This is a genomic window from Lysinibacillus pakistanensis, from assembly GCF_030123245.1.
In the GTDB taxonomy this organism is placed as follows: Bacteria; Bacillota; Bacilli; order Bacillales_A; family Planococcaceae; genus Lysinibacillus; species Lysinibacillus pakistanensis.
The window spans coordinates 2149810-2163423 of the sequence record NZ_CP126101.1 but is presented as its reverse complement, the minus strand read 5'-3'; the positions used below and the strand labels follow the sequence as shown (position 1 = coordinate 2163423).

Below are 13614 nucleotides of genomic sequence, written 5' to 3'. Positions count from 1 at the left end.
ACAGCAAATAGCTTAAAATAAACCCGTGGAGGTCCGCACATGCTGCTGTTAAATTTAGCTCTTCGCTTTTTATTAGAAATTTGTCTGTTAATCGCGCTTGGGTATTGGGGTATGCAAACAGGTAAAGGCTGGTTTTTAAAAATATGCCTTGGCATCGGTGTACCTATGATATTCGCTTTTATCTGGGCACTTTTCGGCTCACCAAAAGCAACGATGCCTTTAAATGGGACCTTCCATTTTATGCTGGAATTTGTAATGTTCTCTTTAGCTGTAATTGCTTTGTATGCAGCGGGACGAAAGCAATTAGCTTCGATTTTTGCTATACTAATTATCATTAATCAGATTTTATTAACTTTTTTTAATCAACGAGCATAATAAAAAATCCACTTTTAAAAACGTGGATTTTTTGTCTTTTTGATAGTACATGTAAACCTTTTTAAGATTAGCATGATAAAATTCCTTTAGTGATACTATTGTATGGATAACCATATGTTGCACTTGCATTAAAATTGATAAAAAGTTGACAGGATTGTAGATCGATAAATAGTCGATTTCCAGCGTCATTCACAATCCTCCCAAGCGATTTTTACCTATTACATTAAAATAAAAATCCACTCTATAACAGAATGGATTTTCAAAATCTATTAAATAAATCGCTTAAACAGCGTTTCATATAAGGCTACAATTAATATGCCGCCCAATACAGGCAGGAGAGAGCTAAAGCTGAAATAAAACCCCTCCTCATTGAAGTCACCAAAGAAATGAAATTGCAGCCATGCCACATCATATGTTTCACCTACACCATATAAAAAAACTGTGCTAAATAAAAACAATGCGAGACATTTTATACACTCATTCCGCTTCATACCTTTCACCTCATTTATTGATGGTCATTTGATTGGCATATGCGACTAAGTCTTCTTTTGACAGCTCTGGATTTTCTCTAATGATATTGTATTGGTAGCCATTTTCCTGCCAGCTAATCGTTAAAAATTCGCCTAACTCCATGTAGGTACCTTGCTGCTCACGCACCTCAATCGGTTTTTCATCTTGAGGGCCACCAAACTCCGTATAACTTTCGGTCATTTTAAACACTGAAACTGAGAAAGCAGGCTGTTCATCTTTCTGATAATCAAATGAAAACTCTGGACGTTCCTCCACCTTCATATCCTGAATTGTCGTTAATGCAATACCATTTTCTTCTGGGATCATTAGAAATTCACCAAGCTGCTCTTTCACCACATCTAGTGTTACTGCCTCAGGTTCCTGTGTCGTTATTTCTTCTATTTCAACATCGTCTGGAACATCCACTGTAAATTGCGTGTCATCGATTTTCGCATTAACATCAATTTTGGTATACTCCACAGTCAATTTACTTCCTGCACTATTCGTTACGGTTTTTAATGTTAGCCATGTTTTTTTATCAATCCATACTTCCATGTCACCAGTAAGTGTATCTTCCTTTTTTACTTTTGCTACCACTTTGTACGTATCTCTACCTGCAATTTTCTCTTCGCCGTCAATCTTCACATCATGTGTATCCTTCACCATATTAAATAACAATTCCGCCTGATCTCTCGGTGATTGTAGACCATCCAAGTCACCCTCTTTATATTTCATCTTCTGTGCTGTTTTTTCAACAACATCATACATCATAATTTCAGAACCGTTATTGACAGAAATGACATGTTCTCCATTTTCAGTTGTCATATCAATACGTCGTTTACCATCCTTAGACCATTCCTTGACATGAGCTGTTCCACCAGCTTCGCCCATGTCCATTGTGAATTCGCCGTAATAAGTAAGTGGTTCTTTCGTTTCCTGTAACGCTTGATCAATAATTTCCTGTGGTGAATACGATGCCTCCGTATTACAACCTACTAAGCTAAATGTTAGTGCGGCAACTAAACCTGCTGCACGTAAAGTTTTTTTCCAATTCATCATCAATTCTCTCCTTTAAATGGTGGAATCCAGCACAGTACAGCTGTTCCAAAGCCTTCTTTCGATACAAGCTTAATTGTTCCACCGTGCTTTTCTATGATTTGTTTCGCAATATTTAAGCCAAGCCCTGTACCACGTTCTCCTGCCTTTGTTCGTGCTGTATCTGCCTGGTACATTGGCTCGAATAATTTCTCAATCTCCTCTTTATTAATCCCTTGTCCGCTATTTTGTACTATCACATAGCACCCTTCCAGCTTTGTTAGGGCAGTTTTTACAAAATCAAAACACCATGTAGGGCATTTCCCAGCATTTACGGCTGCTAAACCTATTGTGGTACCTACTTTCCCATAGCGCCACGCATTACTCATTAAATTATCGATTACCCGCTGAAGCTGCTTAGGATGCACAGCATATTGACCATCTACTTGACAATGAACATCAAGCGTAAAGCCTTGATCCTCACAAAGTGGTTCGTAATCTGACAAGACCATCTCAAAAAACTCTGCACCATCAACCGTCACTAGTTCTAAATCATAGCTTGAAGATTGAAGTAATGTGTACATCATCAAATCCTCCAACATATGCTTCATCATGTCAGCCTTTGTTAAAATAACCTCTCGATATTCAAACTGCTGCTTTTCTGATAGGGTTTTATTTTGCAAAGACTCTGCATATGCCTGAATGGAGGTAAGTGGTGTTTTTAAATCATGTGAAATGCTAGCTATCATAAGCTCCTTCTGTTGTTGTTCAGTTTTTAAGTGCGTGCGTGCCCGTTCAATTTCGTTCTGCATCGCAAGAAAGGCTAGCGCAAGTTCACCGATTTCATCTTTTCTAATTCCTAGGTCTGATGTCACCTGCTCTCCCTTAGCAAAGGCACGCATTTGTCTCATTAGTTCTTTTAGCGGGCGATTTAATTTTTGATGCAGTAGCAACATAGCTACCACATATATTAGAAGAAACAGTAGAATTGAGCCAGCTAGGACAAACCAAGAGCGATTCTGTACGCCTTGTACCCAGTCCGTTCTTACTAAATGAATTTCATAAATACCGAGCAGTTCTCCTTTTTGATAAACAGGTTCTTTATACGTAAAGGCGTTATACTTTTGGTTTAATTCGTATAAATTTTTAAATATTTGTTCTTTTGCAGCAAATCCCGAAGTTATTGGATTTGAGGAATACAAAACAATGCCTGTTTTTGAGTAAAGTGTTATCGCAAGCTGATCATTTGTTAATGCTTCTACATCTTTCATATCAGCATCTTTTTTATAGTACTTCGTGTTATTGAGCACAGATTTAATATGATTCAACTCTGTCCACTTTTCAATATACTCAGTAAAGTTTTTATCATGATAATAGCCGTTAATCCACACATAAAGGCTATATGCACCTGTTACTGGTAAAATCATTACGAGGAAGAAAGTAATGAGTAGCCAAGTTTTAATTTTCATAATGGTTCACCAATAAAGCGATACCCCTTACCCCATACTGTTTGAATATAATGAGGCGTTTTTACTGAATCTTTAAGCTTTTCACGCAATGCCTTAACATGGACCGTCACAGTATGCGTCTCATCCACACTCGCTTGTTGCCAAATATGCTGATAAAGTTCCTCCTTTGAAAAGGTTTGACCTGGATTTTTGGCAAGCAGTTTGAGCAGGGCAAACTCCTTTTGTGTCAATGTCAGTTCCTCATTATGGAGACACGCTGTTTCTGTTTGCCAATCAATTTTTAAACCATGGGAAAAGGTATTTATATCCCCCATCGCTTCTTGTTTGTTATAACGTTTCCAGCGACGTAGATGTGAGGCAACCCGTGCTTTTAATTCTTCTAAGCTAAAGGGCTTTGCAATATAATCATCAGCTCCCTGCAAGCCTTCCACCTTATCTGCCTCTTCGTTACGCGCACTCATCATTAAAATAGGTACTTCGCTTTCCCAGCGAATATTTTGGCACACCGTAAGCCCATCCATTTCAGGTAACATCCAGTCAACGAGCACTAAATCGAATGAATCACTTTGAAAATCAGCAATTCCCTCAAGCCCTGTAGTTGCCCAAGTAATTTGATAGCCCTCCTGCTCAAGCGTATCCTTTACAATACGACCAATCGCCGTATCATCCTCAATTAGTAATAGCTTTTCTCTCATCTGTTTTCCTCCTGTAATAACCTTACTATGTAAATGGCTTAACTTTTTAAACTTTATACTTTCTTTATAATTACCATAAATCGATTATCAGGTTTCCACAAGGGTACAATACTTTAGCTTTCAATCCGTCAGTTTCATCTCTCTATCCATCAGTTTGAAGATTCTATCCGTCACTTTAATGGTTCTATCCATCCAATCCAAACAAAAAAAGAATGCACCCAAATTGTGCATTCTCTCATCCTTATTAGAAAAATAAACTTAAGATAAAGTAAATAGCTCCAGCCATCACCGCAGAAATTGGCATTGTGATGACCCATGTTGTCACGATTTTACGTGCCATGCCCCATTTTACACCCTTTACACGATGTGCTGTTCCAACTCCCATGATAGATGAAGAAATCACATGTGTTGTTGATACTGGTAAATGAATTAATGTCGCCCCAAAGATAATCGATGCAGAAGCTAAATCTGCTGCTACACCATTCACTGGACGAATTTTCATAATCTTTCCACCAACTGTTTTGATGATTTTATAACCACCTACAGAAGTACCAAGACCCATTGCACATGCCGCCGCGAAACGTACCCAAAAAGGAATATCATCGCCCTGATGCAAGCCACCAGCTATTAAAGCGAGCGTAATAATACCCATCGCCTTTTGTGCATCATTTGTACCATGTGTAAAAGATTGTAGAGCGGCAGTACCAATTTGCATTGTTCGAAAACCTTTATTCGTACGATATAGATTCATATCCTTAAAGAGTACTTTTAACAATGACATCATCAGGAAACCTGCTGCAAACGCTAGCAATGGTGAAAAAATAAGTGCTTGAATAATTTTAATAAAGCCTGCATAGTTCAAAACATCAAATCCCGCTGCGGCAATCGCTGCTCCTGCAACAGATCCAATTAATGTATGAGACGAACTCGATGGAATGCCAAAATACCATGTTAGCAAATTCCATGTAATGGCAGATAATAAGGCTGCTAAAATCACAACAGAGCCAGTAATATCACCATCATAGGCATTTAAGCTAAACGGGTCCACAATATCTTTTGTGAGTGCTTTGGCAACCCCAACAAAAGTAATTGCTCCAACGAAGTTCATCACCGCAGCCATATATACTGCTGTCCGCGGCTTTAAAGCCCTTGTTGATACAGAAGTTGCAATCGCGTTGGCTGTATCATGGAAGCCGTTAATAAAATCGAACACAAGTGCGAATATAACGACTAATATTGTTATTAGTAATATCGTATCCATTTCGTACACTCCATCTTACGCGTTACGCATAATTATTGTCTCAATTGTGTTTGCTACTGTTTGACAGCTATCTGCTATATCTTCAAATTGCTCATAAATATCTTTAAACACGATTATACGCATTGGGTCTTTTTCTTGAATAAATAATTGCTTCATGGAAGAACGGAAGATTTCATCACATTCACGCTCATAGTCCTTAATTTGAATAGCATGTTTACGCATTTCAACAAGCTTCTTACTATTTAATAGCTCCATCGCTTGTACCATTTCATCTGTACTTTTTGCAATATAAGTGAGGAATTGACGCATCGGCTCTGTCACTTCTGTTAAATTATACATATTAAAATGAGCAATACAGCCTTCCATGCCATCTATTACATCATCTAATTTATTAGCCAGTGCTAAAATGTCTTCACGTTCAATGGGTGTCATAAATGATTTATTTAGCATCACAATTAGCTCGTGAATTAATTTATCGCCACTTGTTTCATATCGCTTCATTGTATCTGCTATTTCTTTTAGTGCATCTATATCTTGAATACGTGCATTATGTGCAAAGTAAATACCTTCATTGACATTTTTCGAGATATTCAATAATGCCTTAAAAAATGGATCTTGCTTGTTTGAGTTGAACATGATGTTCCTCCTGTTGAATAAATTGTCGATTTCTGCAATCATCATAACAAAACTTTTACACAATTCTACAGATTTTTAAACATAAACGAGTTGAATTTACAAAAATGTAATATTAAAATTGCCACAATTCATTTCAAGCTCTTTTCCAAGTTGAAAACGTTGGAAATTGAATAATAAAAATACCCGTTTTTTCTTTAAATATTACCGTTTTTTCTTTTATTTTTAGAAAAATACTTGAAAAAACTTTTTTTCTTTCTATTTTTCTGAGCAGTCAATTGTTAAGGAATTGTAAACATTATTTACATAGAATTTTGAAATTTCATTGTTATTTCAAATAATTCACAGTACTCTTATAAATACAATATAAAAAGGATGTGAATCATACATATGGACATCGATTTACTGTCACTTGCCATATTATTAGTTCTTGGCTTTATCGCATCCTTTTTAAATGCGATTGTTGGTGGGGGAGGATTAATTTCCTTGCCTGCGTTTATGGCTGTTGGACTGCCACCCAGTACTGCTATCGCCACAAACAAACTTGCCAATACAATCAGCAATGGCACAAGCATGTTAACTTTTCTACGAGCTGGCAAGGTAGACTTCAAAAAAATCGGACAGATCATCCCTTTCATCTTCATCGGCTCTTTAATTGGAGCCTATACGGTCCATCTTGTATCTCCTACCATTTTAAAGCCCTTAATGATTGTTATGCTCGTCCTTGTGACCACTTATACAGTTTTCAAAAAAGATTGGGGACAGCAGCCTGAGGAAAGAATATTAACAGCCACTAAAAAAATCACTTTCATCGGTGCTTTTGCTGTCATTGGCTTTTATGATGGTTTCTTTGGACCTGGAACTGGTTCGTTTTTTATTTTTATTTTATTAATGATGGGAAATGATTTCTTACAGGCTGCGGGCAATGCAAAAGCGTTTAATTTCACGTCAAATTTAGCAGCACTTATTATGTTTTTACTGTTAGGAGAAGTTAATTTTTTATACGGACTACCTGTTGGGTTTGTCATGATTTTTGGGGCCATCTTAGGTTCAAAATTTGCACTGAAACGCGGGACAAAAATGATGCGTATCATTTTCATTATCATGACATGTACATTAATTCTTAAAAATGCTTGGGATTATTTTATTCAATAAAGTGATACCATTAAAGTTGTATTAGAGGTAAAAATTATCATTCTATTTTATATAGCAATTTTCCGTCAATTGACAAAAATAATTAGCGTGCTATAATTCTTTTGGGCTTCACCGCATTGAAGCGAAGAAGTAATTACTAGGAGGATTAGCATGTTTCGAATTGAAGCGAAGAGTAACCCTCGATTTATTGAGGCAGGCTTCATCATACTTTTCATTATCGCTATGATGGCATTTAGTATTGGGTATTTAAAAGCAACTCCTCATATCCCTATATTTTTGGTTATTTCACTTTTAATTGCCTATGGATTACTTAAAAAAGTTCCTTTTCGCGAGCTTGAAGGTGGGATGATTGCGGGTGCAAGTGCAGGGCTAGGAGCTGTTTTTATCTTCTTCTTTATCGGTATTTTAATTTCAAGCTGGATGATGGGCGGCACTATTCCTACACTTATCTATTATGGCTTTTTAACCGTTTCACCTAGCTTTTTCTTTGCTATAGTCTTTTTAATTTGTAGCATTGTCGGCATATCTGTCGGAAGCTCATTAACAACCGTTGCCACAGTCGGCGTTGCTTTTATGGGTATTGCTGGTGCAATGGACATCTCCTTAGCCATAACAGCTGGTGCAATTGTTTCAGGGGCTTTCTTTGGTGATAAAATGTCTCCCCTATCAGATACAACTAATCTTGCCTCTGGTACAGTTGGCGTGGACCTTTTCGAGCATATTAAAAATATGGGCTGGACAACGATTCCTGCTTTCATTATATCCATAATTTTATATGCTATTTTATCCCCATCAGGTACAGATGCATCATTTGATACAGTAGAGCAATTTAAGCAAGGATTACTTGGAACAGGACTTATTCATTGGTATACATTATTGCCAATTGCTGTACTTATAATAATGACTTTTTATAAGGCGCCTGCACTAATTACGCTTGCAGTCGTTTCGATTCTTGGTGTAGGTCTTTCCTACATACAAGAACCAATTGCTCTTTCTACTATATTCAAAATGCTATTTGAAGGCTATGTCTCTCAAACTGGTAATAAAGAAGTAGACGCATTGCTGACACGAGGTGGTATGAGCAGTATGCTATCAACTATTGCCTTAGTGTTACTAGCATTAACAATGGGCGGGCTATTATTCACGTTAGGTATTATTCAAAGTATTCTAGCAAAGGTTGAGAGCATCTTTAGAAGCGCTGGTTCCGTGATCACAGGTGCTGCCATTACAGGAGTAGGTATCAATACACTAATCGGTGAACAGTACCTTTCCATCTTATTGACAGGTGAGGCATTTAAAGCACAGTTTGCAAAGGTCGGGCTAGCACCCAAAAACCTTTCCCGTGTAATGGAGGATGCAGGTACAGTTGTCAATCCACTCGTCCCTTGGAGTGTTTGTGGTATATTTATTGCTAGTGTCCTTGATATATCTACAGTAACTTATCTCCCCTTCACCTTCTTCTGTTTACTAGGTCCTATTTTAACCATCATATTTGGTTGGAGTGGAAAAACATTAACAAAGCTTGAAAAATAAGATAGGTAGCTGATGCAAATATCAGCTACCTTTAAATTCATTCCTTGTTATAATGTTAATTTGAATCATCTAGAATCTGTTTATAGGTATTGTTCTATAAACAGTTTAAAAGTTGAAATTCTGTGTTCAAGCGATTCTCTTAAGATGAAACCACATAAGTCGTATCATTGTCCGCTGATGATAAAAATTCTTTTAATGCACCTTTGTTTTTATCTACATCAATATCTAAAACTTCACCTACATTTACACGCTTATCTTCAAAAGAGCCTGCAATAGGAATGCGTAAAGTGTCCAAACCTTTAGATTCTCCATTTACGATCCCTTTTCCAATTGTAAGAATTGTTTTATTATCAACATTTGTATCGATGTAGGAATCTACAACGCCAAGTATTTTTGGTAAATTCATTAAGCTTGAAACACCGATTTGTTCTTTTACCTTAGTCAAGACTTCTTGCTGACGTTCCACCCGTCCAAAATCACTTAGACGATCGTGGCGGAATCGTACATAGCCTAAAAGCTCATTACCATGTAAAATTTGTTCTCCAGGCTTTAATGTCATGCCAATTCCATGAGACATTTCATAGGGAATATCAACCTCAATCCCATCAGGTGCTAAAAGATCAATAATCTTAGGGAACCCCTTAAAATCCACTACAGCGTAGTAATTAACATCAAGATCAAAATTTTGCTTAATTGTTTTTCTTACAAGTTCAGGACCTCCAAAAGCAAAGGCAGCATTTATTTTATTCATTCCGTAATCTGGAATTTCGACATACGTATCCCGCATAATAGAAATAAGCTTAACATTATTGGTTGTTTGATCATAGTGTGCAATCATTAATGTATCCGATCTACCATCCTCATCTCTTGCATCGCTTCCAATTAGTAGCACATTTATCTGACCAACTTGCACATCTGCACCTTCGAATGGGTCAAATGTCTTTCCGTCATATTTATAAGGACCATTGTCTGCCATTGCTAATCCACTATTGTATTGGTAAACCCAATATACAATCCCTGCTGCGATTACTAATGTGAATGCTAAGAATAAATTTCTTGGCCATTTACGTCTCTTTTTACTTCTTCTCATAACAAATCCACCTATCATTTATCTCTAATTATTTTTTAGTAATGTCTTTGTAGTTAGTTGAACAGCTATTGCATCATCTAAATAACCAATAGGAAATAGATAATCTGGTAAAACATCTACAGGAATAATAAAATATAATAATGTACTTCCAATTATGGTAAGTTCAAAAAGTGTACCTTTCCCTGATAAGAACCTTTCATATAATTCTTTTAATTTGCTTATAAAAGGACCTACGCTTCCAACATTCTTAATTTTCTCATCAAAATCTTTAACAATCGTATTTTTCCCTTCCTCTGTTTGCGCAAAAAGTCCATAGCTCTCTAGTTTCTGTTCAACCTGTGCCACCGAAAATTCATCATCATAAACATTAGAAGACTTAAGAAGAGCCTGTATTGCGTCAACAGATGTATGAATATCCGATTCAGATTTCTCCTGTCTTTGTTCAATGGGGTATCCAGCAGCTTCAAAAAGATTAATTAAAGGAACTCCAAGGCAGTCAGCAAATTTTTCTAAATGCTGTGGGGTTGCGTTTCTCTTATTATTTATTATCCGTGAAATTGTAGCAGTATCGATTCCAGTGAGCTCACTAAACTTTCGCATAGATAATGAACGTTCTTTCAAGAATTCTTTAAGCAATAAGCCAAGATTATTATTGTTTCTCTTCTCAGTCATTTCCAATTTACCTCCTTGCCTTTTCTACTGTGATTTTACAATATACCATTCTCAAGAAGTGTATTATTACGTTGACATTTTGTCAACACATTAGTTAAAAGAAAGCTAGAAATGCAATTATTAATAAAATGACACCGCTAATTATTGTTCCAAATTGCCCTACAGTAAATGTACCGACTCGAACATCAGCTACTTTACTTCCTAATTTGACCCCCATCCAAACCGTAATAAAACTTCCAATAGCAGCGGTTATCGAAATGATAAGAGGAGAAAGACCCAGTAAACCGGCACCTACACCATTTGTTAATGCATTCGCCGATAAGGCAACACCGAGCAGTACAGATTCTCCCCATCCAATCTCACCAGACTTTTTGAAATGGGCTTCCTCAGGGTTTCTTAAAATATCTTGAACATTTTTTGGCTGCATTTCATTGTTACTATCCATTTCATTCTGTGGTTTTGCCAAAAGAATAATTCGAATTCCAATAATAAATAAAAGCAACGCTCCTATGATAACAGGAAGCATACCTGGAAGAATGGTTGAGAGCCAAACGCCAAACGTAATGCCTCCCATACTCATAAGAAAACAAATAATCGCAATTAATAAATTTTTACCAAATGCAACATTTATTTTTCGAAACCCATAGGAAAGGCCCACACCTAAATTATCGATACTGGATGAAAAAGTAAAAGCCAAAATGATTAACCAGTTCACTAAACCACATCCCTTATTTTTTTATATCATATTATTCACGTTGACAAATGTTGCTTAAATGTTGACAAAAAATCAACATTCATTCAATGGAATAATCAATTTCGCCTTGCTGTAATTGTAGCTGCCGCTTTGCTTTCGCTACAGAAAACATTTGTTGCTGCCGCTTTGCTTTCGCTACAGAAAACATTTGTTGCTATCGCTTCGCTTTCGTATAGATAAATTGCCTTAGGACGAGGCGTTATTAGACTGAGTTCCGCTATTTCAGTAGATGGTTGGTCATCAACTGAAAAGAAATCAAAATCGCATTCATTTCAACACTTATAGAGGTGGGAATCTTCTGCTGAATTAAGATAAATAATGCTCCAAAAGGGGGGTTCAATTTAGATATACTGGTCACTAGCCAAACTTTGATTCAGTCAATCAATTGATGTAAAAGCCATAATTTTTACAATTTTTTTGTATTCCCCATGTCTCCTCTTTATTCCATTGTGGAATCAAAATTGTTATTTTCTAGAATTTCTATTCAATTAAGCTCTTTGTTATGCTCAAATAAAGGAGATGAAGTGAAATGACAACAAAATGGAATGCCAATTTATACGATCAAAAGCATGACTTTGTTTCAAAATTTGGAGAAAGCTTAGTGGACCTGCTTAGACCACAGAAAAATGAAATGATAGTAGATATTGGTTGTGGGACAGGAGATTTAGCACACGAAATTGCAACTCATGGTGCCATCGTTCAAGGAATTGATGCCTCTCAAGAAATGATAATTGCAGCACAGCAAAAATATCCTAACATCCAGTTTCAAGCTGTGGATGCTACAACATTCTCCATTAAGAATCAATTTGATGCTGTCTTCTCAAACGCAGCCCTTCATTGGATGAAGCAGGCAGATTTAGTTATTGAAAATATTTATCATTCCCTAAAGCTAGGAGGCCGCTTTGTTGCTGAAATGGGTGGAGATGGTAATATAGCCTCTATAGTATGGGCACTCAAAAAAAGTATGGAGGAAATGCAACTACCATATAAGGAAGAATATTTCCCATGGTATTTCCCGACTTTAGAAGAATATCAATCTAAATTAGAGAAAGCCGGCTTTACTGTTGCCATGATTACATTATATGAGCGACCAACACCTCTACAGGGAGAGGACGGGCTTCGTAATTGGTTAGTGATGTTTAGTCATAACATCCTTCAGCATTTAACGGAAAAAGAGAAAGAGCAAATCTATGTAAAATGTGAGCAGCTATTAAAACCTAACTATTATCAGAACCAACAATGGGTTGCTGATTATTGTCGACTACGCTTTGTTGCGACCAAAAATTAATAAAAAATTATAAAAGAACGTATATAATCCAATACGTTCTTTTATCTATTTAAAATACATTAATGAAGAATCTACCTTTGATATAGAAATTAATGTGCTACGTTTGATCACTTCAAAAAAATAAGGGTAAAAACAGTATAAACCGCACCAGTAGTAGGGCCAGAACACGGTGTCCATCCAGCAGCAAATGCAAGACCAAATTGTGATGAGTCGAAATAGTCTGTTGGTCGATTTTTAATACTTAGTCTCTTCTCTTACTTCAGATACTTCGGTGACAAAAAACCGATAATTAATCTGAAAATAACAAAATAGGAAATTAAGGTACAAGATAAAATTCAAAAAATCCTGCATCAAATGCTAATAAAATAACAGTTTGGCAGCATCCTTTCTTCAGTATAGCGCCCAGTATGTAATGGTATCTGTTGCGCCTATTATGATTAAAATAACACCCGCCACATTTTGAATTACTTTCCCCATTTTCATGCTATATTGCATAATGACGCGTTTTTCAAAAAAGAAATGAATCAGTGCCATCATGATCAAAAGCGGCACAGAAGTTGCGACACCAAAAATAGCTGGTAGCACTAAGCCATACGAAGTTGAGGCAACCGTTGGCATTAGCCATACAAAGAAAAGTACGAACATTGTTGGGCAAAAGGCTAAGGAAATACTAGCGCCCATCAGCAGCGAGCCAATTTTCCCTTCTTTCACCACTGTTGGAAGAAGTAAAGAAATTCGATTCAGAAATTTTAATTTAAAAATGCCGATAAGCACAAGGCCCGTTATTAGCATAATCGGACCAATTGCCCGGCGAAAAATTGGAAAATACACAGTCATTTTCGTTTCAAAGGATTGACCAAAGATCCAAGCAAAAAGGCCAAAAAAACTAAAGACAACAACCTTTCCCATTATAAAAAACACAATTTCCTGCCAATTACTTTTCATTTGAATAGTACGATTCCCATAAAAGGTGATAGCGCTCATATTACCAGTTAATTGACAAGGAGCTAAAGCACCTATTAAGCCAAGTAAAATCGCAATCATTAATGGGGCATGTTCAAAGGCATTTAAAAATTCGGTTATAGGATTGCTCATGATTTGGCTTATTTTTGACATCAAATTATACATTTATAAAACACCTACT

The 13614-nt window shown here is 36.5% G+C and carries 15 protein-coding genes; 4 read left to right on the top strand and 11 right to left on the bottom strand.

From position 1 onward, the window contains the following. The first annotated feature begins 39 nt into the window (after positions 1-39). Entirely contained in the window at positions 40-375 is a 336-nt protein-coding gene (locus QNH24_RS10345; RefSeq protein ID WP_283872012.1) for a YrdB family protein, read from the top strand. On the opposite strand, the gene QNH24_RS10340 is transcribed toward QNH24_RS10345, so the two are convergent. From QNH24_RS10340 to QNH24_RS10310, 7 genes are all read right to left on the bottom strand, one after another. Beyond that, on the bottom strand, positions 349-564 hold the full coding sequence (locus tag QNH24_RS10340; RefSeq protein WP_283872010.1) for a hypothetical protein: 216 nt from the start codon (positions 562-564) through the stop codon (positions 349-351). The genes QNH24_RS10345 and QNH24_RS10340 overlap by 27 nt on opposite strands. Positions 565-644: 80 nt before the next feature. Continuing rightward, a complete protein-coding gene (locus QNH24_RS10335) occupies positions 645-866 on the bottom strand; it encodes a hypothetical protein (RefSeq protein ID WP_283872008.1) in 222 nt (73 codons plus the stop codon). 10 nt (positions 867-876) lie between these two features. Next, positions 877-1941, bottom strand: coding sequence for a LolA family protein (locus QNH24_RS10330; RefSeq protein ID WP_283934532.1), 1065 nt, complete (start codon positions 1939-1941; stop codon positions 877-879). Between the two features lie 2 nt (positions 1942-1943). Beyond that, a complete protein-coding gene (locus tag QNH24_RS10325) occupies positions 1944-3389 on the bottom strand; it encodes a HAMP domain-containing sensor histidine kinase (RefSeq protein WP_283872004.1) in 1446 nt (481 codons plus the stop codon). Then, positions 3386-4084, bottom strand: a complete 699-nt coding sequence (locus QNH24_RS10320) for a response regulator transcription factor (protein WP_283872002.1) — start codon at positions 4082-4084, stop codon at positions 3386-3388. The genes QNH24_RS10325 and QNH24_RS10320 overlap by 4 nt, the downstream gene beginning before the upstream one ends. Positions 4085-4328: 244 nt before the next feature. Next, complete coding sequence (locus tag QNH24_RS10315) at positions 4329-5345, bottom strand: inorganic phosphate transporter (protein WP_283872001.1); 1017 nt, start codon at positions 5343-5345, stop codon at positions 4329-4331. A gap of 15 nt (positions 5346-5360) precedes the next feature. Next, a complete protein-coding gene (locus tag QNH24_RS10310; protein WP_283872000.1) occupies positions 5361-5981 on the bottom strand; it encodes a DUF47 domain-containing protein in 621 nt (206 codons plus the stop codon). A 387-nt stretch (positions 5982-6368) separates the two neighbouring features. Here QNH24_RS10310 and QNH24_RS10305 point away from each other — a divergent pair, with 387 nt between their 5' ends. Both QNH24_RS10305 and nhaC read left to right on the top strand, forming a co-directional pair. Continuing rightward, positions 6369-7133, top strand: coding sequence for a sulfite exporter TauE/SafE family protein (locus tag QNH24_RS10305; protein ID WP_283871999.1), 765 nt, complete (start codon positions 6369-6371; stop codon positions 7131-7133). Positions 7134-7283: 150 nt separating this feature from the next. Beyond that, positions 7284-8666 carry a Na+/H+ antiporter NhaC gene (gene nhaC / locus QNH24_RS10300; protein ID WP_283871998.1) on the top strand — a complete coding sequence of 461 codons (1383 nt, stop codon included), beginning with the start codon at positions 7284-7286 and terminating at the stop codon, positions 8664-8666. 139 nt (positions 8667-8805) lie between these two features. Here the strand turns inward: nhaC and QNH24_RS10295 are convergent, their stop codons facing one another. The 3 genes from QNH24_RS10295 to ytaF form a co-directional block, all read right to left on the bottom strand. Next, positions 8806-9756, bottom strand: a complete 951-nt coding sequence (locus QNH24_RS10295) for an LCP family protein (protein ID WP_283871997.1) — start codon at positions 9754-9756, stop codon at positions 8806-8808. 24 nt (positions 9757-9780) lie between these two features. Next, the gene (locus QNH24_RS10290) at positions 9781-10428 is read right to left on the bottom strand and encodes a helix-turn-helix domain-containing protein (RefSeq protein WP_283871995.1); all 648 of its coding nucleotides are present in this window, start codon (positions 10426-10428) and stop codon (positions 9781-9783) included. A 94-nt stretch (positions 10429-10522) separates the two neighbouring features. Then, the gene (gene ytaF, locus QNH24_RS10285) at positions 10523-11143 is read right to left on the bottom strand and encodes a sporulation membrane protein YtaF (RefSeq protein WP_283871993.1); all 621 of its coding nucleotides are present in this window, start codon (positions 11141-11143) and stop codon (positions 10523-10525) included. Positions 11144-11711: 568 nt separating this feature from the next. Between ytaF and QNH24_RS10280 the strand changes: the two genes are divergently transcribed. Further along, positions 11712-12470 carry a class I SAM-dependent methyltransferase gene (locus tag QNH24_RS10280; protein WP_283871991.1) on the top strand — a complete coding sequence of 253 codons (759 nt, stop codon included), beginning with the start codon at positions 11712-11714 and terminating at the stop codon, positions 12468-12470. A 390-nt stretch (positions 12471-12860) separates the two neighbouring features. On the opposite strand, the gene QNH24_RS10275 is transcribed toward QNH24_RS10280, so the two are convergent. Beyond that, positions 12861-13598, bottom strand: a complete 738-nt coding sequence (locus QNH24_RS10275; RefSeq protein WP_283871989.1) for an urease accessory protein UreH domain-containing protein — start codon at positions 13596-13598, stop codon at positions 12861-12863. Positions 13599-13614 lie beyond the last annotated feature (16 nt).